Genomic DNA, 23837 nt, shown 5'->3' with positions numbered 1-23837 from the left:
TACCGGATAGCGGAGAATCGGCATGAAACTCAAGGACAAGGTCGCCATCGTCACGGGCGGCGCCAGCGGCATTGGCGAGGCGACGGTACGGCTCTTCGCCKCGGAGGGCGCCCGCGTGCTCATCGCGGACCGCTCGGCGCTCGGGAAGACGCTCGCACGTGAACTGGTCGAGAACGGGTACGACGCGCATGATTGCGAGATCGACGTCTCGCGGGAGGACGACGTGCGCAAGGTGATCGACCAGGTGGTGTCCCGCTTCGGGCGCCTCGACATCATGGTCGCCAATGCGGGCATCGCGCATCCTTCGTCGCCGATCGAGGACGTCGGCATCGAGCAATGGCAGCAGATGATGGACATCAACCTGACCAGCGTCTTCCTCAGCAACAAGCTGGCCATTGCGCAGATGAGGAAACAGGGGTCGGGCGGCGCGATCGTCAACATGGCTTCCGTGCTTGGGCATGTCGGCATGGCCGGCGCCGCGTCATACAACGCGGCGAAGGGCGGCGTGGTCAACCTGACGCGCTCGCTCGGCGTCGCGTATGCGAAGCACGGGATACGCGTCAATGCCGTATGTCCGGGTTTCGTGGAGACGCCGCTCATCGACCGCGCGACTGGAGAGCTCCGCGCGCGGCTCGTGGCGGCGCATCCGATCGGCCGGCTGGGACAGGCCGGGGAAGTCGCGAAGGCAGTGTTGTTTCTGGCCAGCGACGATGCCTCGTTCGTGGTGGGAACGAGCCTGCTGGTGGACGGCGGCTATTGCGCACAATGATGGAGACGCCGGATGCCTGAATTGCGCGTTGCCGCCGCCGTTGGCGCCGCTGTTGTCCTCCTCGCCGCCTGCACGGCGCCGCCCGTCCAGGATGGCAGTCACGGCCAGTCACTGGTGATCCCGGCCACGGTGCCGACGGACCAGCAGATCAGCGATGCCTATCTCTACCTGCTGGGCCGGCTGCTGATATTGCGGCAGGAGCGCCAGGACTTCGAGCGCGAGGGACTGCGCTGGAACCAGGTGGTCCATCGCGCGCCGGGCGCGGTCGCCTGGGCGAATCCGAACCTGGACGTGGCGTATTCCGAAGCGTGGGTTGCCGTCGACGAGACATCCTGCGTGCAACTCGACATTCCGAAGATCGCCGGGCGCTATTACACATGGCAGATGCTCAATGGCTGGGGGGAGACGGTTCTCAATATCAACGAGCGCACCTATCCGGCCCAGCCCGACGGCACCTATGCGCTCTGCCTCAAAGGCGCTAAGGTCAGCCTGCCGGCGGGCATCAGGCGCATCGATCTGCCGGGCAAGACCTTCAGGGTCCTGGCGAGAGTCGAGCTGGGCGCGGACGCCGCCGAAGCGGCGCGTCTCCAGCGCGGATTCAAGCTGACTCCCCTGGTCGAGCCGCGCATCGGGCCCCCCATCCAGGTGCCGGTCTTTACCAACAAGGCGATGCCGGGCGCGGAAGCGTTCGACTGGGCCGACGCCATCCTGGATGGTGAGCCGGACATCAACCCGGGCATGTCGACGATCCGTAGCGAAGTGGCGTCGGTCTCAGTGCTCGCAAGGTCCGGCCCGGACGCGCGGGCAAGGCTCGACCGGGTGATCCGTGGGCAGGCATGGYCGGCGCTTCAGTCGCAGGTCCGGAACCTGGGGACGACCCGGAATGGCTGGGTCCGGGCGGCGGTCACCGGTAACTACGGCAACGACTACAAGATGCGTACCGCGGTCAGCCTGGCAGGCATCTGGGCCAACAACAGCGATGAGGTGACCTACTTCGGCCATCGCGACCTGGAAGGCGGGGCGACCTATTCGCAGACCTTCACCGCCGGGCAACTGCCGGCGCAGCACGCCCGGTACTTCTGGTCGGTGACCGCCGTCGATGCACACGACTACAAGGTCATTCCCAATCCGCTCGACAGGTATCTGCTCAACAAGGAGTCCGCGCTGCAGTACAACCCCGACGGCTCGCTGACGATCGTCTATGCACCCGAGCTGCCGGCCGGAACGCCCCGCTCGAACTGGCTGCCCACGCCTCCCGGCAGCCGCTACAACCTGACCTTGCGCTACTACGGCGCGGACGCCGACATAGCGAATGGGGCGACCTTCCCTGCGCCGCTGGTCAGGCGGCAATGAGCCGTTGCGGCCCCGCCGAGGCAACGGAAACCCATCCGGAGAAAAGACGAAAACCATGTTTTGCCGTGCAGCCGCTTCCACGCTTTTGGCGGCCGCGGCGCTACCCGCCTGTGCGCAGTCGGCGGCGCCGGTGCCGGTTACCGTCGACAACTTCGCGCGCGCCGAATCGGATCGGTACTTCGAGCGGGTGGTGAAACGCGGCGCCCTCGGCCAGTTCGTGCATGCGCGCAAGGTCATGCCGGTCGAGGCGCAGACCGTCGTGCGGGGCAACCGCGACACGCTGTACTCGAGCGCCGTGTTCGATCTCGACGCAGGCCCCGTCACCATATCCATGCCGGACGCCGGACCGCGCTACATGTCCATGTCGGTGTACAACGAGGACCACCATGTCGCAGCCGTGCACCTTGGCGCGGGCCGCTACACGCTGACGAAGGAAAACGTCGGCACCCGCTACGCGCTGGTCGGCGTGCGTACGATGGTAGATCCCCGCGATCCGGAGGACGGCCGGATCGCGCACGCCATGCAGGACGCGATCGTCGCCAGCCAGCCCGACGGTCCCGGGCGGTTCGACGTCCCTGCATGGGACCAGGCCAGCCAGGACACGCTGCGCCATGCGCTCATCACACTCGGGGCGACGGTGCCCGATTCCCGAGGCATGTTCGGGCCGCCCGGCAAGGTGGATCCGGTACGCCATCTGGTGGGCAGCGCGATCGCGTGGGGTGGCATCCCCGAGCGCGAGGCGTTCTATCTTATCGTGAAGCCTGAACACAATGACGGCCAGACGGCGTACAGGATAGACGTGCCTCACGTACCGGTGGACGGCTTCTGGTCGATCAGCGTGTACAACGCGGCGGGCTACTTCGAGCCCAATGCGGAGGGTGCGTACACCATCAACAGCCTGACCGCGAAGCACGCGGCCGACGGTACGGTTTCGCTGCGCCTGGGCGATTGCAGGCCGGATACCCCGAACTGCATTCCCGTCACGCCGGGATGGAACTACATGGTGCGGTTCTATCTCCCTCATGCGGAAATCCTCGACGGTCGCTGGACGTTTCCGCTGCCGCAGCCCGTTTCGTGAATGAGGCGTCACCCAACGGGAAGGGCTTCCAGGGGATTGGGGAAGGGTTGTGCCGCTCCAGTGAACGGGCTCCATGTCCGCTTTGCTGAAAAGGCCGTCGCAGGGACAGCAAGCGTGGGCGGCTGCGAAGGGTCAGGTACTGCCCGTCGCGCATCGATCGTGGCCGTCGACCGGCACCGCCGGGTCGCGCGACATCTATCGAGGCGATCTCGAGCGGACGCTATGTGTCGCGCTCCGGGCTCGGCGCCGTCGCGCCGTCTCGTGTCTCCCGCATCGCCTCCACGAACAAGGCGAAGGCCGGTGACGTCAACCGGTGGCTCGCGTAATAAAGGTGATAGCCGGAGATTGCCTGGCTCCAGTCCTCCAGAACACGAATCAGATGACCTGTGGCGACGTACTCGTCTGTGACCAGTTCCGGGAGGTAGGCCAGTCCATTTCCCGCGAGCGCGGCACGCAAGACCATAGGGCTCAAGTTGAATACGCACTGCCCTTGCACTTGTACCGACAGCGCGTGCCCATCTTTCTCGAATTCCCACGGCATCAAGCCGCCGTATGTGGGAAAGCGCAGATTGATGCAGTTGTGTTGCGCGAGGTCCTTTGGCGTGAGCGGTCGCTGACGCGCACCGAAGTATCCGGGCGAGCCGACTACCGCCATTCGGCTGTCCCGGCTGATACGCACGGCGACCATGTCTTTCGCCACACGCTCGCCCAGACGAACCCCCGCGTCATAGCGCTCCGCGACGATATCGATCAGGCGGTGCTCAACGTTTACTTCGACGTGAATATCCGGGTGATCACGCAGAAAGCACTCGAGCTTGGGCCAGATGACCGCTTCGGCGGCGTGAAACGGCGCCGAGATCCGGATCGTTCCCGCGGGCTTATCCCGCAGGACGGACAACGCTGCAATCTCCGATTCAATGTCCTGAAAGCTTGGACCGATCCGACTGAGCAATCGCTCGCCGGCCACAGTCGGGGTAACGCTTCGCGTGGTGCGGGTCAGAAGGCGCACACCCAGACGCGTCTCCAGTGCTCGCACCGTCTGGCTGAGCGCGGACTGGGACACGCCTAGTTGTGCGGCGGCCTTGGTGAAGCTGCCTTCACGCGCAACGATGAGAAAGGCGAAAATGTCATTGAAGTTTTCCCGCATGGCACGTCCCTTGTGACATTCGACAAGCTCATCGCCGTGGCCTATCGGTTGACCATCTTCTGACCTTGAGCCGAGTATCGGTCACCATGGACCGTCACGCGAGAGACAGCGTCCTCGATATCGCGCAGATCATCGACGCTCAACACAATATTCGCGGCAGCGTTGTTTTCCTCGATGCGATGCAATTTCGTGGTGCCCGGGATGGGCACGATCCACGGCCGTTGCGCCAGTAGCCAGGACAATGCGATTTGTGCCGGCGTCACGCCTTTGCGCGATGCAATGGGTGCGAGCATTTCGACGAATGCCCGGTTGGCTTTGCGGGCTTCAGGAGCAAAGCGCGGCACGGTATTGCGGAAATCGCTCGCATCGAACTGCGTGTGCTCGTTGATGGCCCCCGTCAGAAAGCCCTTACCGAGTGGACTGAAGGGGACAAAGCCGATTCCGAGCTCTTCCAGAGTCGGCAGGATTTCCGATTCCGGCTCGCGCCACCACAGCGAATACTCGCTCTGCAGCGCCGCGACCGGCTGGACGGCGTGAGCGCGGCGGATGGCTTGCGCGCCGGCTTCGGACAGTCCGAAATGCTTGACCTTTCCTTCGCGGATCAATTGGCTCACCGTGCCGGCGACGTCCTCGATGGGCACCTGCGGGTCCACCCGGTGTTGATAGAACAGATCGATCCGATCGGTGTTCAGACGCTTGAGCGCCGCGTCTGCGACCTCGCGAATGCGTTCCGGGCGGCTGTCGAGTCCAGCCCTCGGATTTCCATCACGGAAGCCGAACTTTGTGGCGATGACGACCCCATCGCGAAACGGCGCCACGGCTTCACCGAGCACCTCTTCGTTGACGAACGGGCCGTATGCTTCCGCGCTATCGAAGAAGGTGACACCTTGCTCGAACGCTGACTGAATCAGCTTGATCGCGTCGGCGCGTTCCGTCGGCGGCCCGTAGGCAAAGCTCAGCCCCATGCAGCCGAATCCGATGGCGGAGACTTCCAGTCCGCCCTTCCCAAGTTGTCGTGTTTGCATCATCCATCTCCAAGGCAAAGGTACTTCGCAGACGGCAGTCCACACGGCTGCCACGCGGATCCGAACTGTACCTGCCAGACGGTGTGCTGATTAGACCAGCAAAGCCGGATGGACCTATTAGCCTATCTTATGAATCGTGATGCCGATTGTCTAATCGCCTCGAACCGCTCGAACCGCTCGAAGCGCTCGTGGAGACGGCGGGCGTATCAGGGCGATTCAGTGTGGACGACGGTTGCGGCGAGCGGGGGGCGATTCGGCTCTCCCGCTTGAATTGGCCCGGGGTCGTGCCAACTTCGCGTTTGAACATGCGGTTGAACGCAGCCTCGGATCGGTAGCCGATGCAATTGGCAATCTCATGCAGCGAGAGCTCGCCGCGCCGGATCAGTTGCGCGGCCTTGTGCATGCGCCATCGGATCAGGTAATCGAGCGCAGTCTGGCCGGCTTTCTCCTTGAAGCGTGCCGCGAACGCCGAACGGGACATCCCGGCGATCTTCGCCAGCGATTCCAGCGTCCACTCATTCGCGAGGTCGCTGTGGATCGCACGCGCCGCGTGCCTCAGATGAGGATCGGACGTCACGGCGAGCCAACCCGTCCTGGGCAATGCCTGCTGCTCGCAATACGCGCGGACCGCATGGATGAACAGAAGCTCGAAGATCCGCGCGATCATCGCGTCCGATCCCATGTCGCGACGCGCGGTTTCGCGCGCAAGCATCCCGAGGAGGTCCTCGATTGCGCGGTTCGATTCTTCGCCGGCCCTCAGCAACAGCAGCGACGGCAGTACGGACATGAGCGGCGCTGCGTCGCGCGCGTCAATTTCGAAGCAGCCGCTGATAAAGGTCGACGCGGCGCCGCCACCGCCGATCACGATCTTGTCGTCGATCTGCCTCGCCAGGACTTCCGCGCAGTCAAGCAGCGCCGAGCCGGGGGCGTCATAGGTCTCATACGCGCCGCCGTCGAGCGCGATGAACACATCGCCGCTGCGCAGGGTGACCGGGGCTTCGCTTGCGGGCGTCGTCAGCACGCAGGAGCCGCGCACGAGCAGCGCGAACTTGAAGCCATCATCGGCCGGCGATCTCACGCCCCACGGCGCCGACGCCTCGACGCGGGTGAACAGCGCTTTCTGAACACGCATCGACGCGCAGATTTCCGATAAAGGATCCAATCGACCACTCCCGGCAGAAAATTTGTACGATTCGACAAAAAAAATGGACGTTTATAGCTGGAACGGAAGATAGTTTAACCGGAAGATAGGTCCAGGCGAGCGCTCCCCCCTTTTCAAGCGGTCGACAGCCCAAGGCTTGGCAGGCCGGACTGCAAATGAACATTCAAGACAGAGGACAACAAATGAAGGCTGTAGTGATAGACCGCGCTGGCGGTCCCGAGGTACTCAAGTGTGTCGAAATGCCGGATCCCGTGGCCGCGGCGGGCCAGGTGCTGGTCGAGGTAGCCGCCGCCGGCGTGAATTTCATGGATATTGGTGTCCGCCAGGGGAACATCTGGGCTGAGATGCCGTACCCGAAAACGCTGGGTGTCGAAGGCGCAGGCCGGGTCGTGGCGGTTGGCGAAGGCGTAGAGGATATCCAGGTCGGCCAGCGTGTGGCCTGGGTCTATTCCCCGGGCAGTTACACCGACATGGCCGTCGTCCCGGCAACCTCCGTAGTGGCGGTGCCCGATGCAATCGATGATCGGACCGCCGCGTCGATCATGATGGCGGGCCTTACCGCGAGTCACTTCGCGACCGACTTCTATCCTGTGCAACCTGGCGACATTGCGCTGGTCCACGCGGCAGCCGGCGGAGTCGGCCTTCTGTTGACGCAGATCATCAAGCTCAGGGGGGGCCACGTCATCGGTCGCGTGTCTTCACAGAGCAAGGCAGCAGTCGCCAAGCAGGCAGGTGCCGATCACGTCATCGTCGACACAGCCGGCCAGTTCGCCGAAGAAGCGGTTCGCCTGTCGGGTGGCAAAGGCGTGGACGTCGTCTATGACGGGTCCGGCCCGGCGACCTTCCAGGGCTCGCTCGATGCGCTCCGTAGTTCAGGCACATTCTGCTGGTATGGGCCAGTCCTTGGCGGGCCGGGGCCCCTCGACCTCATGAAGCTGCCGAAGAGCATCAAGATCGGCTACGCCGTATTTCTTGATCACGCCCATCGGCGGTGAATATCGGCTGGAGGATGCTGCAAGAGCCCATGCGGACATGGAAAGTCGCGCCACGACAGGCAAGCTGCTGCTGATTCCCTGAACGAGATCGGCGTTGCTGTCCGCACCGGTGCGAGCGTCGTGCTCAGCGCAATGACCGGAAGCTGCTGCGCATCTCTTCCGTGAACACCATTGGCTGCTCCCAGGCAGCGAAATGGCCTCCTTTGGGCAAGCGATTGAAATGCATTAGCTTGGGATAAGCCTTTTCCACCCAGCTCTTCGGGGCCGCATATATCTCGTCGGGAAACACGCTGACCGCGACGGGGATGGCAAGGTGCTTCGGCTCGAAGAAGTTGAGCTTGTTTTCCCAATACAGACGCGCCGATGAAACGCCTGTGTTTGTCAGCCAGTACAACGTCACGTTGTCGAGAATATCGTCACGGGTCAGGCCTTCCGACGCGCCATCGAACACACGTGAGATCAGCGCCTGGCTGCTTGCGTCGTGGTCGATCATCCAGGCCGCCAGGCCGACTGGTGAATCCTCGATCGCGTAGAGGGTCTGCGGACGGTTCGCCATCTCGAGGGCGTAGCCCAGACCGTGCTTGTAGAAGTAGTCGAGCTGATCATACGCATGCTTCTCATCGGCCGAAAGGCCGGCCGGGGCGGGCTCACCGAACTTGAGCGCCTTGGCGACGTCATCAGGCACCGTGGCAGGCATGTTGGTGTGAATGCCAAGCAGTTCGGGCGGCTTTAGCAGCGCCATCTGCTCGGTCACGGCATTTCCCCAATCGCCGCCCTGGGCCACGTAGCGTGTGTAGCCAAGCTTTTTCATCAGCGCCACCCATGCGCGCGCGGTGCGCACAGGATCCCAGCCGGTCGTTGTCGGCTTGCCCGAGAATCCATAACCCGGCAGCGACGGAATCACGATATCGAAAGCATCGGACGCCGCGCCGCCATGTGCGGTCGGATTGGTGAGCGGCTCGATGATCTTCAGCTGTTCGATGATCGAGCCAGGCCATCCGTGCGTGACGATGATCGGGAGAGCGTCCTTCTGTTTCGATCGAACGTGAATGAAGTGAATGTCGAGCCCGTCGATCTCGGTAACGAAGTTCGGAACCGCATTCAGCTTTGCCTCGATCCGGCGCCAGTCGTAGCTGCTTGCCCAATAGCGCGCCAGGTTCTGCATCGTTGCGAGCTGCACCCCCTGCGATGCGTCCGTTACCGTCTCACGCTCCGGCCACCGGGTCGCCTTGACCCGCCTGCGCAGCTCGACAAGCTGCGACTCCGGAACACGGACGCGAAGTGGACGAATAGCGCTCTTGTCTCCGCTCGCCGCCCGGGAAACGTCAACGATGGTGGCATYGGCCAGGGCGTACTGGCTGAACGATGTCGCCGCAATCGCGGCCGCCGACACGCCGAAGAAGCGGCGGCGTGGCGGGTGTTCGGGAAGGATATCGGGTTCCATGCAAGCTCCTGTCGGCGTGCATCAAGCGCGCGAAGCAATGCGCAAGCGCGCAACCCGCACGATCAAGCGGGTCGCGCATCGTCCGGGGCGATGGCCGGCGCGGATCAGGCCGTTGACGGTTCCCCGTCGGTGAGACKCCAGATACCAGAAGGATTCCGGTGCTTCAGCGCTTCAGGCAACAGCTTGTCGGGAAAGCCCTGGTAACAGACCGGGCGCAAGAATCGCTCGATTGCGCTCATGCCGACAGAGGTGAAGCGGCTGTCGGAAGTTGCGGGAAATGGCCCGCCATGGATCGACGCGTACGACACCTCCTGCGGATGCGAGAACGCGTTGATGACGATTCGCCCTGTCCGGCGCTCCAGAATCGGCAGCAGCCGGCCGGCCATCGCGTAGTCATCCGGGTCGATCTGCATCGTGGTGGAAAGCTGTCCGCCGAACTGCCTTGCCATTGCGAAGAGCTGCGCTTCGTCCTTCACCCGGATGATCAGCGCGGCAGGTCCAAAAACCTCCGCCGACAGCGATGGTTCTTCAAGGGCACGCGCGCCGTCGACTTCGAAGAGCATCGACTGGCCTTCCCACATGCCTTGCGGATCGCCGCCAGCGGCGATTCGTTCGGCCCCGGCGCTGGACAGCCGCTCGAGGTTCCTGCGATACGCGGTGTTGATGCCCGGCGTAAGCATGGTGCGCGCGTGCATGGCTTGCACACGTGCGCGCATTGCCTGCTTCATCTCTTCGTAACCCCGGCCGTTAATGGCAAGCAGGATGGCCGGCTTGAGGCAGGCCTGTCCGACAGTGACAAGCATGCGCTCGGCGAATCCATCGCCAATCTCGCCGCCTCGCGAGGCCAGCGCGGCCGGCAAGACAAAGGTCGGATTGACGCTCGTCATTTCGGTGAAGACGGGAATCGGATCAGGGCGCTGCTGCGCGCGTCGGAACAGCGCCATGCCGCCGCCTTCGGAGCCCGTGAAGGTGACGCCCTTGACAAGCGGATGATCGACGAGCGCCTCGCCGATTTCATTGCCGCCGCCACGCACGAGAGAAAAGACACCTTCATGCAGCCCGGAATCCTTCACCGCCTGCCGGATCACGCGCGCCTGCATTTCGGACGCGCCCGGGTGCGCATTGTGTGCCTTCAGAATGACCGGACAACCAGCGGCCAGCGCCGAGGCCGTATCGCCGCCGGCGACAGAGTAGGAGATCGGAAAGTTGCTCGCGCCAAAGATGGCGACCGGACCGAGGGCGATCTTCTGCATGCGATGGTCCATTCGCGCACGCGGCTGACGCTCAGGCTGGGCGGGATCGATCGTGGCCTGGCGGAAACGTCCCTGGCGCACGACATTCGCGAACTGGCGGAATTGGGCCGCCGCCTTTGCGGCTTCTCCTTCGAGCTGGGCGACCGGCAAGCCCGTCTCGAGCGAAGTCCGTTGGGCAAGCGCCTGGGCGATGGCGTCGACGCCATCCGCGATGCGCTCGAGGAACGCGGCCCGCTCTGCAAGACTGGTGTTGTTATAGCTGTCGAAGGCGTCATCGGCCAGCTTTGCCGCCCGGTCGACTTCCGCGATGCCGCCAAATGCGAACGGCGGCTCGATTTCGAGATTCGTTGCCGGATTCAGCGCCTTCATCGTGCCCGCACCTGGGGCGACTTCCTCTGCACCAATGAGAAGACCACCCGTGAGCGTCATGACTGCCTCCGCTCGACGTCAGACAGGGCAGCGGTCAGCTCGGCCGTCGTCAGAATCGCATGGGCGAAGGTGGGGCCATTGAGTTCATGCGCCGCGCGCATCATTTCCTTGCTGAATGCCGCGGTGGCATCGCGCACAAGCGTGACGTGATAGCCCAGTTCCATGGCAAAGCGGCTTGTGGATTCAATGCAGGTATTCGCCAGCAGGCCGACGATCACGACATGCGTGACACCCTGCTGTTTCAACTGGAAGTCGAGATCGGTGTTGGCGAATCCACTTTGGGCCCAGTGCTCCTTGATGATGATGTCGTTCGCCTGAGGTATGAAATCGGGATGCCATTCGCCACCCCACGTTCCCAGCTCGAATGTGTGGCGCTCCTGGACAAGGCGTTGCGTCGGATTGGGATGATCCCAGTTGTCATAGTCGCCGGGTTGCCAGCGACGGTGCGGCACGTAGAACACCTGGATATTGGCTTTGCGCACGGCGGCGACCGTCGTGCGCAGATTGTCCAGCAGTCCGACTTCGGCGGCGATTTCCTTGATCATCGGAAATACCTTTCCGCCCTCGGACAGAAAGTCGTTGTACGGATCGACCAGCAGCAGGCCGGTACGGTCGGCGCGATAAACAGGATCGGGCATCTCGGCTCTCCATGACATGCAAAGCACCGTGATTACGACGTGCGCGACAAAGGTAGCCGTCGTCCGACGGCTTGCGCGACGCAATTCCATAGCGCGTCACTGTGGCGGGGGCGATGGAGCCCGGCCGATGCAACGCTGCTGGCATGAGCTCAGGCAGGTGGCGCTCATGCAACTCCCGGCCTACAGTGCCCGGACGCTACTTCACTCACTCATGCGGTGCGCGCCGGTTCCGCGTACATGCTCCGCGTGACGCCCGCCCTGCCGAATGATCCAATCGATTCTAGGTGATCGAAAGTGAAAGAGGTAGAAGCCCACGCATGCCGGGAAGATGCCTCGCGTGGCGGTGATGGGCGCTTGCGTGGTGCACTGCATACGCTACCCAAGCTCGCCAGGCACCGCGCCGAAGCCATGTATCAGATGAATTTTCCGGTGATACCACCATCGACCATCAACTCGGTCCCCGTGATGTACGCCGCGGCGTCCGATACGAGAAAGGCGCAAGCATGCGCCACGTCCCACGCGGTGCCCATGCGGCCCACGGGCACCTGACGCGCACGCTCCTGCCTGGCTCGATCGAAGTCTTCCGCGTCGTACATCTTTGCCACCGTGCTGGCGATCCGCGGGGTATCGATCAACCCGGGCACCACCGTGTTGGCGCGGATGCCGTCGGCCGCGTATTCATGTGCCACCAGCCGGATGTATTGCTCGGTGGCGGCTTTCGTCACGCCATACGCGAGGTGGGGATAGCCGAGATAGCGATGGCCCGCGATGGACGAGATGGCGACGATGGCACCGCGCCGCTGCTCCTTCATGCCTGGAAGCACCGCTTGCGCGCACAACAGCAGGCCGCCGACATTGGCGCCGTGTATGCGCGCCATGTCGGCCGCGCTCGTTTCCATGGCGCCACCTACCTTGCCGATGCCGACGTTGTAGTGCAGCACGTCCACCGGCCCGAATGCATCGCGCGCCTCGGCAAAGAGCCGCCCGACCTCCTGCTCGAGCGTCACGTCACCAAAAAGGGCAACCGCGCGGCCGCCCTCTTGCTCGATCAGCCGCAAGGTCTCGCGGGCAGACGCTTCGTCGCAGTCGGCCACCGATACGCTGGCGCCGAGCCGGGCGTACAGTACCGACGCGGCGCGTCCGATGCTCCAGCCCGGTCCGGCCGAACCACCACCCGCAACGAACACATGCCGGCCGTCAAGGCGCAGCGGCATCGGGAAAGCTGTTTCCATGTCTCTTATCCTCACTTAGCGCGGATGATTCATCAAACCACCTCCGCGGCGAACTTCGGCGCAATACGGCCTTCCTCGGTGCGCCGGAAGACCACCCGGACCGGCATGCCGACCCGCATGTCGGCATCATCGATCTCGACCAGGTTGGTCAGCATCGTGGGGCCTTCCGCCAATCGCACGTAGGCCACCGTATAGGGTTGCGCGGCGCGCCGCAACGTGGAGAACGCGTAGACCGTGCCGCGCCCGCTGAGCGGCTTCCATTCTGTCTGGTCGCTGCCGCAGAACGGGCAGATCTCGCGCGGGTACCAGTGCACCTTGCCGCAGTCACTACAGGACTTGCCAAGCAGCACGCCTTCCTCGGCCGCGCGCCAGAATGGCAGGCTCTCGGGGTTGGCCGCCACGTACGGATCTTCCAGAAACGATGTCGGGGTCATTTTTTCACTCCCTTTCCAGAACCAGCGCGGAGTACGCATGGCCACCGCCGAGCACGAGGCCGGGCCCAGATGCCATCGCGATGGAACAGTCCGGCACCTGCACCTGCGGATGGGCTTCGCCTCGCAATTGCCTGACGGCCTCGACGACTTTGGTCATGCCGCCGCGATTCTGCGGATGGTTGTTGCACAGCCCGCCACCGTCGGTGTTCCACGGCAGTTGGCCCTTGCCGGAAATCAGGTTGCCGTCGGCCACGAACGCGCCACCCTGCCCCTTCTTGCAAAAGCTGAGGTCTTCCAGTTGCATGATGACCATGATGGTGAAATTGTCATAAATGGACGCGTACTGGATGTCCTTCGGCCCAAGCCCGGCCTGCGCGAAGGCTTCCGTGCCCGCCTTCGTGGCGCCCGTGACGGTCAGGTCCACCATCCCCCCCTGATTGGTGTGCACGGTTTCGCCGGTGCCCAGTACCTTGACCAAGGGCCGCTTGAGCGAACGCGCCACGGCCGCGCTGGTTACCACCAGCGCCCCGCCACCGTCGGTGACCACGCAGCAGTCCATCTTGTGCAGCGGATCGGCAATGACGCCCGACGCCAATACATCTTCGACCGTGACAAGCTTGGGCAGGAACGCATGCGGATTGTGTTGCGCATGGGTCGAAGCGGCCACCTTGACCCACGCCATCTGCTCCGCGGTGGTGCCGAATTCGTGCATGTGGCGCTGCGCCGCCATGCCGTAGATGGTGGCGATGGTCCACTGGCTCGGGCTGTCCCAGACGGCTTCGGGGYGGTCCGGGCTCAACGCGCGTGGCTTGACGCCTACCGACTGTCCGGTGCTGCGCGGGCGCCCCGCCATGGTGATCAGTGCCACCGAGCACTTGCCTGCCGCGATGGCCGCCGCCGCGTGCGACACCAGCGAAATGTAGGAGCATCCGCCAAGCTCCGTGCCGTCGAGCCAGCGCAGCCGCAGGTTCAGGTAGTCGGCCATCAGCAGCGGCGTGCCGCCCGGCACATCGCCCGCGCAGAAGTAGCCGTCGACATCGGCCAGCGTGAGCCCCGCATCGGCCAGCGCCCCCCTGGCGCATTCGGCGTGGAGCTGGGCGACCGACTTGTCCGGCGCGTGCCGCGTCGGGTGCTCGTAGGCGCCGCAGATATAGGCGTGGGTCTGGTTCATGGTCGGCCTCATCAATGGACGGACCGCGCACCCGCGGTCCAGTGGCGGGACCGCAGCGCCTTCTTGTCGATCTTGCCGAGCGGCGTGAGCGGCAACGCAGCGATGATCTCCACCCGCTTGGGCGTCGCCACGGTGCCCTTGGCCTGGCGCACCGCTGCGGCAATCTCGTCCTCCGACACCTGGCAGCCGTCCTTCAGTTGCACATAGGCCATGACCATCTCGCCCCATTTTTCGTCGGGAATGCCGATCACGGCCGCCGAGGCCACCGACGGATGCGCGCAGATGGTGTCCTCGATCTCCTTGGGATACACGTTGAATCCGCCCGAAATGATCATGTCCTTCTTGCGGTCGACGATGTAGTACAGGCCATCGGCATCCTTGTACGCAATATCGCCAGTGTGGAGCCAGCCGTCCTTGAGCGTCGATGCCGTTTCCGCCGGATTGTTGAGATAGCCCGACATCAGCAACGGCCCGCGCACGCAGACCTCGCCACGCTCGCCGGCCGCCACCTCGGCACCGTCGGCATCGAGCAGGCAGACGCGCATCAGCGGATAGGGGCGTCCGGCCGAAGCCAGTTGCGCATCGCTCAGGCGCGGATGATCGTGCTTGCCCAGGATCAGGATCGAGTTCGGCGACTCCGTCTGCCCGTAGCTCTGGATCAGGATGGGACCCAGAAGATCCAGCGCCTGGCGGATGCGCGAGGGCGAGGTGGGCGCCGCGCTGTAGATCAGCGAATGGAACTTCGACCAGTCGACCTCTTTCACGCGCGCGCAATCCAGCAGCGCGTACAGCATGGTGGGCACCAGCCACGTCACGTTGCAGCCGTATTTGTTGATCGTGTCGATCAGGCCGTCGGCCGAGAAGCCCCGCATCAGCGTAATGCAGCCACCGCGCATCAGCGTGGGAACCACCAGCGATCCGGCGCCATGCGAGATCGGCGCTACGCAGAGATACTTGACGTCGGCCGGCCATTCCTTGGCAGACAKGTCCAGCACCACATTGGTCGCCAGCGCGCGGTTGGACAGCATCACGCCCTTGGGGCGACCGGTCGTTCCTCCGGTATAGGCCACGCGGACCACCAGTTCCGCGTCGCCAAAGGCCACGAGCGGCGCCGGCTGGTAGGCCTGCATCGCGTCGTCCAGCGCGTCGAAACCCGGAATTGCACCCAGCGACATCCATGCCCGCACCTTGCCGCAGCGCTTGCGCAGCGCCTGGCCGCGCGCCTGGTGATAGGCGTCGACGATCACCACGCTGGCACCGCAGTCATCAAGGACGAACTCGTGGTCGGCCTCGCTGCCCATGGCGTGCAGCATGACGGAGCGCAAACCGCGCAGATAGACCGCGGCGACGATCGCAAACACCTCGAAGCGGTTCACGGCCAGTTGCGCCACGGTGTCGCCGGGCTTCAGGCCCAGGCTGTCGAAGTGCTGCGCGATCTGGCTGATGCGCTGGCCCAGTGCCGCGTAGCTGATCGTGGCATCGTCGCTGGCAAACGCCGTGCGCTCGGGAAAGCGCTCGATCGCGCCGATCACGAGGTCCGCAATCGTGCCGCCGTGCGTCAGTTCAGGAGAGAGTTGCATGTCATTCCACCGTTACGTTACCAGCCTTGATCATCTGTTCCCACTTGGGGGTGTCTTCGCGCATGCGTTCCGCAAACGCGTCCGGGGCCACCTGCGCGGGCGCCAGCCCCAGTTCCTCGATTCGCTTGACGATCTCCGGGGACTTCAGTGCATCGACCACGGCGTAGGAGATCGTCTTGCGGATCGGCGCGGGAACGCCGGATGGCACGAACATGCCAAACCAGCCCACGGGCTCGAAACCCGCGATGCCTTCCTCGCTCATCGTCGGCACATTCGGCAGCAGCACCGAGCGCTTCGGTCCCGTGCCGGCCAGCACCTTCAGCTTGCCGCCGCCCAGCTGCGCGCGTAGCGGCGAGATATCGACGAAGGCGGCGTCGACCTGCTGGCCCAGCAACGCCGTCAGCAGCGGCGCGGAGCCCGCGAACGGCACGTGGACCATCTCGAGCCTGTTGGCAGAATTGAACAGCGAGCCGTGCAGGTGCGAGGAGCCGCCATTGCCGTTCGAGCCGTAGCTGAGGCGCCCCTGATGGCCCCTGGCATAGGCGATGAATTCCTTGAGCGTGTTGGCCGGTGACGATGCGGGAACCACGAGGAAGTTGGTGGAGGTGGCCACCTGGGCTACCGGAGTGAAGTCCTTTACCGCCGTGTACGGCAGCTTCTTGTAGAGGCCGGGCTCCTGGATCAGCGCGGTGGTGGAGAGCAGGAGCGTGTAGCCGTCAGGCTTGGCACGGGCCGCCAGTGCATTGCCGATCTGGCCGCTGGCGCCTGGCTTGTTTTCCACCACGACGCTGGTCTTCCAGCGCTTGCCCAGTTCATTGCCAAGCATGCGGGCCACGATGTCCGTGCCGCCGCCGGCAGCAAACGGCACGATGATGGTGACGGGGCGGCTTGGATAGGTACCTGCCGCGGTGTCCTGCGCGGTGGCCAGCGTCGGGCCAAGCGCCAACGCCAGCATCAGGGCACATGAGGTCTGTGTCCACCGCAGGCGCAACATTGCCAAGGTCATGCTTGTCTCCAGTCTGGTTATGTGCCGTCTGTCTCCGCTACGCCAGGTGACCGGTGCGGGCTCGGCTGGGATGAAGTTTTCCGCTTATCACGATCGCTGGGAAGGCTACAATGTCCGCCTGCCGGACAAACCAACAAATGGCTAAAATGTGACGACAACGCACATCGACGATGGCAACCGCTCGTTGCAGCGTGGCCTGGACGTGCTTGACTGCGTGCGGCAACACGCCCGGGGCGGCGTACGGGTAATGGAGATCATGCGGCTTTGCATGCTGGAACGGGCTACGGTCTATCGGCTCTTGAGCACGCTGATCGCCGCGGGCTACGTGGCCAAGCGGGACAGGTACTGGTATGTGCCCGGGCCGCGCATCCAGGACGTCTCCGGCGGCGCGCCCGTCAACGAACTCGCGACGCGGCTACAACCCGTGCTGCGGCACATCAGCGAAATTACCGAAGACTCTGCATTCGCGGTGGTGCGCGATGGCGCTCAGTCACACTGCATCGCCCGCCAGATCGGCACGTTCCCCGTCCAGGTGCTGATCGTGCAGGTTGGCCGCCGCCAGCCTTTGGGGGTCGGCGCCGCCGGACTTGCGCTGCTGGCTTCGTTACCTGAACACGAAGCCGCCGCAATGATTGCCGCCAACGCCGCGACCTTGGGCAGCTACGGCGGGATGACGCCCGAACGCATGCAGCTATTGCTGAAAGCCACGCGCGAGCGAGGCTGGTCTGTCGTCGGTAACCATGTAGCCACTGACACCCTCGGGGTGGGCATTGCCATTCCCGCCACGGGCGGCGTGCCGTTGGCCGCCATCAGCGTAGCCGCGCCGCTGGCACGCATGCAGCGTCAGCGCCAGACCTACATCATCAAGACGATCCAGGACGCGCTGGGGAAGCTATTGCCGACCGGCTTATAGAAGCATCCGCAAACGTTATATGCCGGGGCCGCATCAGATCCACTGGTCGTTCTCGACAGTACGCTCGCCCGTCGCACCGTCGCCTGTGTTCACCACACCTCGCGGCTCGATCAGCAGCAGCTTCACTTCTGCGTCTGCACAGGGCTTGTGCTCGACGCCCTTGGGCACCACCGCCATCTGGCCGGCGCGCAGCACGATAGAACTGTCGCCCAAAGGGCCCGCGCGGACATCGATGCGCAGCTCGCCCTCGAGCACGATGAACGCTTCATCCGTATCGTTGTGCCGATGCCACTGGAACTCGCCTTCGACCTTCACGACCTTGAACTGATAGTCGTTCATTTCAGCGACGACGCGCGGTTGCCAGTGACCGTTGATCTGCGCGATCTTGCCGGCCAGGTCGATGGCCTGGCACTGGCCGCGTTCGGCCGGCGCGGTGGTGTGGTTCGAGGATTGGTCCATCGTTCTCTCCGTTCAAAGGTCAATGCGCCGAGGATACGCATGCTCCTTGCGTCCGTATTGAACGATCGTGGCTGTTTTCAGGTGCGGTGGACGCTGCCCGCGGCCTGGAGCCAGCGCCCCGGCGTCAGCCCGAATGCTTTCGAGAAGTGGCGCGTCATGTGGCTCTGGTCAGCAAAACCCGCGGCCGCGGCGGCGTGGGCGAGCGAGGTGCCGGCGAGCAGCATGCGGCGCACCGCATCGAGGCGCCGCATCGTCAGATAGCGGTACGGGCTCGTGCCGTAGAACGTGCGAAAGTCGTGCGACAGGCTCCAGCGATCGCGGCCCGTCGCAGCTTCCAGTTCGACGAGCGTGACGACGCGGGCGCAGTTCGCGTGCAAATAGTCGCGTGCGCGCCGCGCCGAGAGGAAGTCGCCTTTCGGGCGTCGCGTGGACGTGCCAGTAACGGCGGCAAGGGCATACGCCAGTTCGGCGAGCGCATCGCTCTGTTCGAGCGATTCGAGCGTATGGCCGACGTGCTGCAGCAACGTCGCGGTTGCCGCTGCAAGACGCGGATCGGTCGTCACGCCGCCTTCGAGGAACGGCAGCGCGCGTCCACCGAGCACATCCTGAAAGAGCGCGGGTTCAACGTAGATCATCCTGTACCGGAACCCTTCGTCGGTGCCCGCCTGGCCATCGTGAATCTCGTCGGGGTGCAGCACCATCGTGTTGCCCGGCAGGCTGTTTCGCTGGCTGCGCCGATAGTTGAAACTCTGGACGCCGGCGAGCGTGCGGCCAATGGCATAGGTGTCGTGACGGTGCATGGCATACGCCTTGCCGTGAAACCACGCTTCGATGCGCTCGACGCCTTCCATCGGCTCGGCGCACCTCACCCAGTCGGGGCATGAGAGCGCTGCTGGTCGGTTCATGATGTATGAATTTTGGCGGCCCGGGGTGTCGCGCTGCGGTACAAGCCCCCGGGCGCGGTGCGATGCGCAGCAGCTACCCGGATTGTCGCACGGGAAGATCCAGTCGCCGGTGTTGCAGGACGAACAACGGGGCCACGGAATTTCCAGACTGGCCCTGAGCGAAAAACGCCAGACCATCGGCGGCCGCTTCCGGCCCCCGGATACGCTGGAGGCCGGGCCGTCCGCTCAACGCTGCGCCGCCTGCAACTGCCCGGCAAGCGGCCGATAGTGGGCGGTCTCGGACTCAACCAGTGCCCGGATTTCCTTGCCCGACACCGCAAACGTCTCGGCGCCCACGTTTTCCGTCAGGTACCTGACGAACTCCGGCCGCTTCATCGCCTTGATCAAGGCGGTCTCGATTGACTGCGCGACAGGCTCGGGGGTCTTCCCGGCAATGCCGATGCCGATCCAGCCCGCCATCTCGTACTGCTTCGGTCCGCTCTCTGCGATCGTCGGCACGGATGGCAGCAACCGGTGCCGTTCCTTGCCGGCCACCGCCAGGGGGCGCAGCTTGCCGGAGGCGATCAGCGGCATCGCTCCGCCGACATCGATCAGCGCGACATCCACCGTGCCGCCGGCCAGGTCGGTCTGCAGCGGCGTGGCGGTCTTGTAGGAGACCTGGTTGAACGTCACGCTTGCCATCTGCTGCATGCGCAGCGCCCCGAGCCGATAGTAGGCGGTGTAGCTGCCCAGGCTGACCGAGCCTGGCGCCCGCCTTGCCTCGGCCAGCACATCGGCGAGGGTATGAAAGCGGGACGCACCGCCGGTCACCAGCAGGGCCCCGAGTCGCATCATGCCGGCCACCGGGCGGAGATCGAGTTGCGGATCATAGGACGTGGAGGCGTTGATCAGCGGGTTGATGATCATCGAGCTCGGCGAGATCATCAGCATGCTGTACCCGTCCGCCGGTGCGGACAGGAGTGCCTGCACCGCTACCAGCGAATCCGCGCCCGGCTTGTTTTCCACCACGACGGGCTGTCCCAGTTCCTCCGCCGCAAGCCTGGCGAGCAGCCGCGCGCTGGAGTCGGCGCTGCTGCCCGGGCCGAGCGGCACCAGGAAACGTATCGGGCGTGCAGGCCATGTCTCGGCATGGGCTGCGCCGATGCCGGAAATCGGGCCTGGAACGCCGGGCAACGTTGCGGCCAGCGCGAGGGCCAGCAGGCGAATGCGGGATCGCTGTGTCATGGGTGTCTCCTGTATTGGGATCGGCGGAACCTCATATGACGGCCGCCTCCCGAAGTTGCCGCTGCACGGCGTCGCTCAAGCCAAGCCATCCCCCGAAGACTTCTTCGTTGTGCTCTGCCAGGGTTGGCGCTGAACGGATCGGCCCCGCGGGCGTGGCTGACAGCCGTGGGCCCACGCCAGGCATCCGGACGGTCCCGATGCGGGGATTCTCGACGCTTTCAATGCTGCCTCGCTCCAGATAGTGGCGATCCGAGAAAATGTCCTCGATGGAGTATGTCAGCGTGTACGCAAGCCCGGCGTCGTGCAAGGCGGTCTCGACCTCAGGTACCGCAAGCCCCTTGATCCATCGGCCGACGATGGCATTCAACTCGACGACATGCTCCCATCGCTGGCGATGGGTGGCGTACCGGGGATCGTCGGCCAGCGCCGGCGTACCCATCGCGCCGCACAGGCGCCGGAACATGGCGTCGTTGGACATGGTGAGCACGAGATAACGGCCATCGCAGGTCTCGAAGATGTCCCCCGGCGCCGCTGCCGCCGCAAGATTGCCCTGCCGTTGCCGGACCTCGCCGAGCCGGTCATAGGCCGGGGCCAGGGTATCGGTAAAGCGGAAGACGGATTCATAGAGCCCGAGGTCGATGTGCTGCCCCGCCCCGCCGTTTGCGTCGCGATGATAGAGCGCCATCATCACTGCGTACGCACCGAATAGCGCGGCCTGGTAGTCCGCCATCGTCACCCCCGGTCTCACGGGAGGACGATCCGGGAACCCGGAAATATGCAGGACGCCGCTGAACGCCAGCGCGATGCGATCGAAGGCAGCGCGCTTCGCGTAGGGACCGGTCTGCCCGAAGCCGGACACGCTCAGCATGACGAGCCCTGGATTGAGCGCGGACAAGGCCTCGTAGTCAAGTCCCCACGCGGCAAGCGTTCCGGGACGGAAATTCTCTACCACCACGTCGACCTTTGTCGCCAGCTGGCGGGCCAGTGCCTGGCCTTCCGGCTTGCGCAGATCGAGCGTGACCGACTTCTTGTTCCGTCCCTCGACATTCCAGTACAGGCTTTCGTTATCGACAAAGGGACCGATCTTCCGCAATGGATCGCCGGTACCCGGTTGTTCGACTTTCACGACTTCCGCACCGAAGTCGGCCAGCAGGGTCCCGGCCACGGGTCCGGCAATCATCGTCCCCAGGTCCAGCACCTTGAGGCTGGCAAGCGGTCCCCGTCGCTGGCCGCTGGCTTCGTCGCGCATTCCCGGCTCACTCATCTGATGTACTCCTTGTCAATTTCCTGAAGACCCGGCGTCCGGGCATCCGTGCAGCCTCGCAGGCCGCCACCTCCACCTGGTAGCCGGCTTTTCCGTGGAGGATGCGCAGCGCCGGCGCGAGCAAGCGCTACACGCGGCCGGCAGCCCTGGCGGCGGCCACGACCTGCGACCATTTCCCCAGCTCCGCGCGCTGGTACTGGAGCGCCTCGGCCGGCGTTCCCGGCGCCCCTGTCAACCCGTAGTTCTTCATGCTGCCCGCGCTTGCCGGATCGGCCAGGAAGCCGTTCAGGGCGGCGTTGAGCGTGGCTACCGTGTCATCACCGGCGCGGGCGGGGACATAGACTCCCAGCCAGGTATCGACCGAGTAGCCCGGCACCGCCCCGGATGCCCTCGGTACGCCGCGCAGCTCGCTCCCGGCCGTGGAACTGGTGATGGCCAGCGGCACGAGCTTGCCCGCCCGGATATGCACTTCCACCGACGACGTGTTGGTCAGCAGCACGTCGATCTCGTTCGAGAGCAATGCCACCTCGGCCTGGACCGTCCCCTTGTAGGGAACGTGCATCATCTCGATCCCCGCCGAGAGCTGGAGATACTCCATGGCCATGTGGAGGACGCTGCCGGTGCCGCTCGAGCCGTAGGTCAGCTTTCCGGGATTCTGCTTCGCGTACCGGATCACGTCCTGAAGATTGCGGAATCCCTTTGCGGGGTTGGCGACGATCAGGGTCTCGGCCTTCGCCAGCAGTCCGACGATGCGGAAGTCGTTCAACGTGCTGTACTGCACGCTCTGGACGAGCGGGTTGACCACCATGGTGCTGCTCGGTCCGATCAGCAGCGTATGCCCGTCCGGCGCTGCCCGCGCGACGAACTGCGCACCGATCGCGCCGGTCGCGCCCGTCTTGTTCTCCACCACGGCGGCCTGTCCTCGCGCCCGGGTCAGGTGCCGCGCGAAAGCGCGAGCCATGATGTCGGTGGTGGCGCCGGGCGCGGTCGGCACGATGATGGACACCGGCCGCCCGGGGTCGAGCGCGGCAAGCGCCGGACGGATCCCTGCACACAGACCCATCGCCGCCAGCCCGAGCACGTGCTTGCCGAATGCGCGCCGTCCCGCCGAATGCTCATTGCCGAATATTTCCATGCTCGCCTCCAGTCTCCGCAGAACCGTCAAACATGCAGGATCGTTGCCGCCGCGACCGCCGCGTCATGACCAACCTGGCCGCCGTTGTTTTCGGCCAGCGCGACCTTGGCGTCGTCGCGTTGCCGTGGCCCCGCCTGGCCCCGCAACTGTTGTGTCAGTTCGACGAGCTGGGCCACGCCCGTCGCGCCGATGGGATGCCCCTTGCTCAGCAGGCCGCCGCTTGGATTGACGGATATCCGGCCATTGATTCCCGTCTGGCCGCTTCGCAATAGCGCGGGGCCCTCGCCCGGGCCACAGAGTCCTAGCGACTCGTAGTACATCAGTTCCGCGGGTGCCGAGGCATCGTGCAGCTCGGCTACGTGAATGTCGCGCGGATCGACGCCGGCTTCCTCGTACGCCTGGAATGTGGCGCGGACGGCGGCAGGCTTCCCGCTGCCCTCAGGCGTTCCGGAGACGATGACCGATCCACCCACCCACACCGGGCGCCGCGCGGAAAGGCGCGCGGCGCGTTCGGGAGAGCAGACGACGATGGCGGCTGCGCCGTCGCCGATCGACGAGCACATCTGCAGCGTCAGCGGATCGCTGATGACCCGGCTCGCCAGCACGTCCGGGACTGTCGTCTCCGCCCGAAACTGGGCATTCGGATTCAACGAGGCGGCCCTGCGGCTCTTGACCACGATCCCCGCCAGGTCCGCGCGCGTGGCGCCGGTCTGCGCCATGTACTTGCGGGTTCGGGCGGCGTAGATATCCATGAAGATGGACCCGCTTCCCGCGCCGACGTGTTCCGGCTGCTTCTCGTCGAGATCGACAGCCGTGGCCAGCGCCGCCAGCGAAACCCGCTTGTCCGGATGCGTCATGCGTTCGGCGCCCACCACCAGCGCGGCCTGTACCCTGCCGCTGCACACCGCCCTCCAGGCCAGATGGAATGCCGTGCTTCCCGATGCGCAGGCATTCTCGACATTGAAGATCGCCTGCCCCCGCAGTCCGAGAAAGCGAAGCGCCGCCTGCCCGCGAATCATTTCCTGCCCGGTGATCATGCCCCCGACCGCATTCGAGAAATACACCTCGTCCACGTCATCCGGCTGCATTCCGGCATCGCCGAGGGCCGCCCTCGCGGCCTGCTCGGCAAGGTGCCGGACCGTGAGATCGGGAAACTTGCCGAACGGCGTCATGCCGACCCCGACAATTGCACATGCCTGTTTCATCTATGGCTCCGGTGAG

General features: G+C 64.7%; 23 protein-coding genes. 6 read left to right on the top strand and 17 right to left on the bottom strand.

The window, feature by feature from the left end; genetic code table 11:
• The first annotated feature begins 22 nt into the window (after positions 1-22).
• From AC1DO7_RS01190 to AC1DO7_RS01180, 3 genes are read left to right on the top strand one after another with little or no spacing between them, the layout of a single operon-like run.
• Positions 23-769, top strand: coding sequence for an SDR family NAD(P)-dependent oxidoreductase (locus AC1DO7_RS01190; RefSeq protein ID WP_477115699.1), 747 nt, complete (start codon positions 23-25; stop codon positions 767-769).
• Between the two features lie 12 nt (positions 770-781).
• A complete protein-coding gene (locus tag AC1DO7_RS01185) occupies positions 782-2122 on the top strand; it encodes a DUF1214 domain-containing protein (protein ID WP_477115698.1) in 1341 nt (446 codons plus the stop codon).
• A gap of 55 nt (positions 2123-2177) precedes the next feature.
• On the top strand, positions 2178-3200 hold the full coding sequence (locus tag AC1DO7_RS01180; protein WP_441614016.1) for a DUF1254 domain-containing protein: 1023 nt from the start codon (positions 2178-2180) through the stop codon (positions 3198-3200).
• A 220-nt stretch (positions 3201-3420) separates the two neighbouring features.
• On the opposite strand, the gene AC1DO7_RS01175 is transcribed toward AC1DO7_RS01180, so the two are convergent.
• From AC1DO7_RS01175 to AC1DO7_RS01165, 3 genes are all read right to left on the bottom strand, one after another.
• Positions 3421-4347: a LysR family transcriptional regulator gene (locus tag AC1DO7_RS01175; RefSeq protein WP_441614015.1), complete on the bottom strand. Its 927-nt coding sequence runs from the start codon at positions 4345-4347 to the stop codon at positions 3421-3423.
• A gap of 41 nt (positions 4348-4388) precedes the next feature.
• On the bottom strand, positions 4389-5372 hold the full coding sequence (locus tag AC1DO7_RS01170; RefSeq protein ID WP_441649731.1) for an aldo/keto reductase: 984 nt from the start codon (positions 5370-5372) through the stop codon (positions 4389-4391).
• Between the two features lie 127 nt (positions 5373-5499).
• Positions 5500-6534 (bottom strand): AraC family transcriptional regulator, encoded by a 1035-nt coding sequence (locus AC1DO7_RS01165; RefSeq protein WP_441614014.1) that lies wholly within the window; start codon positions 6532-6534, stop codon positions 5500-5502.
• 155 nt (positions 6535-6689) lie between these two features.
• Between AC1DO7_RS01165 and AC1DO7_RS01160 the strand changes: the two genes are divergently transcribed.
• Both AC1DO7_RS01160 and AC1DO7_RS01155 read left to right on the top strand, forming a co-directional pair.
• Positions 6690-7529, top strand: coding sequence for a quinone oxidoreductase family protein (locus AC1DO7_RS01160; RefSeq protein ID WP_477115697.1), 840 nt, complete (start codon positions 6690-6692; stop codon positions 7527-7529).
• Positions 7507-7611, top strand: coding sequence for a zinc-binding dehydrogenase (locus tag AC1DO7_RS01155; RefSeq protein WP_477115696.1), 105 nt, complete (start codon positions 7507-7509; stop codon positions 7609-7611). Before AC1DO7_RS01160 ends, AC1DO7_RS01155 begins: the two co-directional genes overlap by 23 nt.
• Before the next feature lie 42 nt (positions 7612-7653).
• Here AC1DO7_RS01155 and AC1DO7_RS01150 read toward each other — a convergent pair whose 3' ends face one another.
• The 8 genes from AC1DO7_RS01150 to AC1DO7_RS01115 form a co-directional block, all read right to left on the bottom strand.
• Entirely contained in the window at positions 7654-8973 is a 1320-nt protein-coding gene (locus AC1DO7_RS01150; protein WP_477115695.1) for an epoxide hydrolase family protein, read from the bottom strand.
• A gap of 104 nt (positions 8974-9077) precedes the next feature.
• On the bottom strand, positions 9078-10655 hold the full coding sequence (locus AC1DO7_RS01145) for an aldehyde dehydrogenase (NADP(+)) (RefSeq protein ID WP_477115694.1): 1578 nt from the start codon (positions 10653-10655) through the stop codon (positions 9078-9080).
• A complete protein-coding gene (locus AC1DO7_RS01140; protein ID WP_441614010.1) occupies positions 10652-11293 on the bottom strand; it encodes a cysteine hydrolase family protein in 642 nt (213 codons plus the stop codon). The genes AC1DO7_RS01145 and AC1DO7_RS01140 overlap by 4 nt, the downstream gene beginning before the upstream one ends.
• A 413-nt stretch (positions 11294-11706) precedes the next feature.
• Entirely contained in the window at positions 11707-12525 is an 819-nt protein-coding gene (locus tag AC1DO7_RS01135; RefSeq protein WP_441614009.1) for an SDR family NAD(P)-dependent oxidoreductase, read from the bottom strand.
• 32 nt (positions 12526-12557) lie between these two features.
• Entirely contained in the window at positions 12558-12959 is a 402-nt protein-coding gene (locus AC1DO7_RS01130) for a Zn-ribbon domain-containing OB-fold protein (RefSeq protein ID WP_441649729.1), read from the bottom strand.
• Positions 12960-12963: 4 nt separating this feature from the next.
• On the bottom strand, positions 12964-14130 hold the full coding sequence (locus AC1DO7_RS01125) for a thiolase domain-containing protein (protein ID WP_477115693.1): 1167 nt from the start codon (positions 14128-14130) through the stop codon (positions 12964-12966).
• 11 nt (positions 14131-14141) lie between these two features.
• Positions 14142-15710, bottom strand: a complete 1569-nt coding sequence (locus tag AC1DO7_RS01120) for an AMP-binding protein (protein ID WP_477115692.1) — start codon at positions 15708-15710, stop codon at positions 14142-14144.
• Between the two features lies 1 nt (position 15711).
• Positions 15712-16716 carry a Bug family tripartite tricarboxylate transporter substrate binding protein gene (locus AC1DO7_RS01115; protein WP_441614005.1) on the bottom strand — a complete coding sequence of 335 codons (1005 nt, stop codon included), beginning with the start codon at positions 16714-16716 and terminating at the stop codon, positions 15712-15714.
• A 148-nt stretch (positions 16717-16864) separates the two neighbouring features.
• On the opposite strand from AC1DO7_RS01115, the gene AC1DO7_RS01110 reads away from it, so the two are divergent.
• Positions 16865-17629, top strand: a complete 765-nt coding sequence (locus tag AC1DO7_RS01110; RefSeq protein WP_441614004.1) for an IclR family transcriptional regulator — start codon at positions 16865-16867, stop codon at positions 17627-17629.
• A 33-nt stretch (positions 17630-17662) separates the two neighbouring features.
• On the opposite strand, the gene AC1DO7_RS01105 is transcribed toward AC1DO7_RS01110, so the two are convergent.
• From AC1DO7_RS01105 to AC1DO7_RS01080, 6 genes are all read right to left on the bottom strand, one after another.
• Positions 17663-18088: a cupin domain-containing protein gene (locus tag AC1DO7_RS01105; protein ID WP_441614003.1), complete on the bottom strand. Its 426-nt coding sequence runs from the start codon at positions 18086-18088 to the stop codon at positions 17663-17665.
• 77 nt (positions 18089-18165) lie between these two features.
• Positions 18166-18993: an AraC family transcriptional regulator gene (locus tag AC1DO7_RS01100; protein WP_441614002.1), complete on the bottom strand. Its 828-nt coding sequence runs from the start codon at positions 18991-18993 to the stop codon at positions 18166-18168.
• Positions 18994-19218: 225 nt separating this feature from the next.
• On the bottom strand, positions 19219-20217 hold the full coding sequence (locus tag AC1DO7_RS01095; RefSeq protein ID WP_441614001.1) for a tripartite tricarboxylate transporter substrate binding protein: 999 nt from the start codon (positions 20215-20217) through the stop codon (positions 19219-19221).
• Between the two features lie 31 nt (positions 20218-20248).
• Positions 20249-21481, bottom strand: a complete 1233-nt coding sequence (locus AC1DO7_RS01090) for a CaiB/BaiF CoA transferase family protein (RefSeq protein WP_441614000.1) — start codon at positions 21479-21481, stop codon at positions 20249-20251.
• A 127-nt stretch (positions 21482-21608) separates the two neighbouring features.
• Positions 21609-22616 (bottom strand): Bug family tripartite tricarboxylate transporter substrate binding protein, encoded by a 1008-nt coding sequence (locus tag AC1DO7_RS01085; RefSeq protein ID WP_441613999.1) that lies wholly within the window; start codon positions 22614-22616, stop codon positions 21609-21611.
• A 26-nt stretch (positions 22617-22642) separates the two neighbouring features.
• Positions 22643-23821, bottom strand: coding sequence for a thiolase family protein (locus AC1DO7_RS01080; RefSeq protein ID WP_441613998.1), 1179 nt, complete (start codon positions 23819-23821; stop codon positions 22643-22645).
• Positions 23822-23837 lie beyond the last annotated feature (16 nt).

The organism is Cupriavidus sp. 05N40 (assembly GCF_056397305.1).
Note: the sequence above shows the minus strand (reverse complement) of the source record. Positions and strands in the feature narration are given on the sequence as shown.

Excerpts from the sequence above, each read along its gene's own strand:
- AC1DO7_RS01180 (WP_441614016.1), top strand. The coding sequence starts at position 2,178 with ATGTTTTGCCGTGCAGCCGCTTCCACGCTTTTGGCGGCCGCGGCGCTA.
- AC1DO7_RS01175 (WP_441614015.1), bottom strand. The coding sequence starts at position 4,347 with ATGCGGGAAAACTTCAATGACATTTTCGCCTTTCTCATCGTTGCGCGT.
- AC1DO7_RS01170 (WP_441649731.1), bottom strand. The coding sequence starts at position 5,372 with ATGCAAACACGACAACTTGGGAAGGGCGGACTGGAAGTCTCCGCCATC.
- AC1DO7_RS01160 (WP_477115697.1), top strand. The coding sequence starts at position 6,690 with ATGAACATTCAAGACAGAGGACAACAAATGAAGGCTGTAGTGATAGAC.
- AC1DO7_RS01140 (WP_441614010.1), bottom strand. The coding sequence starts at position 11,293 with ATGCCCGATCCTGTTTATCGCGCCGACCGTACCGGCCTGCTGCTGGTC.
- AC1DO7_RS01135 (WP_441614009.1), bottom strand. The coding sequence starts at position 12,525 with ATGGAAACAGCTTTCCCGATGCCGCTGCGCCTTGACGGCCGGCATGTG.
- AC1DO7_RS01130 (WP_441649729.1), bottom strand. The coding sequence starts at position 12,959 with ATGACCCCGACATCGTTTCTGGAAGATCCGTACGTGGCGGCCAACCCC.
- AC1DO7_RS01115 (WP_441614005.1), bottom strand. The coding sequence starts at position 16,716 with ATGACCTTGGCAATGTTGCGCCTGCGGTGGACACAGACCTCATGTGCC.
- AC1DO7_RS01105 (WP_441614003.1), bottom strand. The coding sequence starts at position 18,088 with ATGGACCAATCCTCGAACCACACCACCGCGCCGGCCGAACGCGGCCAG.
- AC1DO7_RS01100 (WP_441614002.1), bottom strand. The coding sequence starts at position 18,993 with ATGAACCGACCAGCAGCGCTCTCATGCCCCGACTGGGTGAGGTGCGCC.
- AC1DO7_RS01095 (WP_441614001.1), bottom strand. The coding sequence starts at position 20,217 with ATGACACAGCGATCCCGCATTCGCCTGCTGGCCCTCGCGCTGGCCGCA.
- AC1DO7_RS01090 (WP_441614000.1), bottom strand. The coding sequence starts at position 21,481 with ATGAGTGAGCCGGGAATGCGCGACGAAGCCAGCGGCCAGCGACGGGGA.
- AC1DO7_RS01085 (WP_441613999.1), bottom strand. The coding sequence starts at position 22,616 with ATGGAAATATTCGGCAATGAGCATTCGGCGGGACGGCGCGCATTCGGC.
- AC1DO7_RS01080 (WP_441613998.1), bottom strand. The coding sequence starts at position 23,821 with ATGAAACAGGCATGTGCAATTGTCGGGGTCGGCATGACGCCGTTCGGC.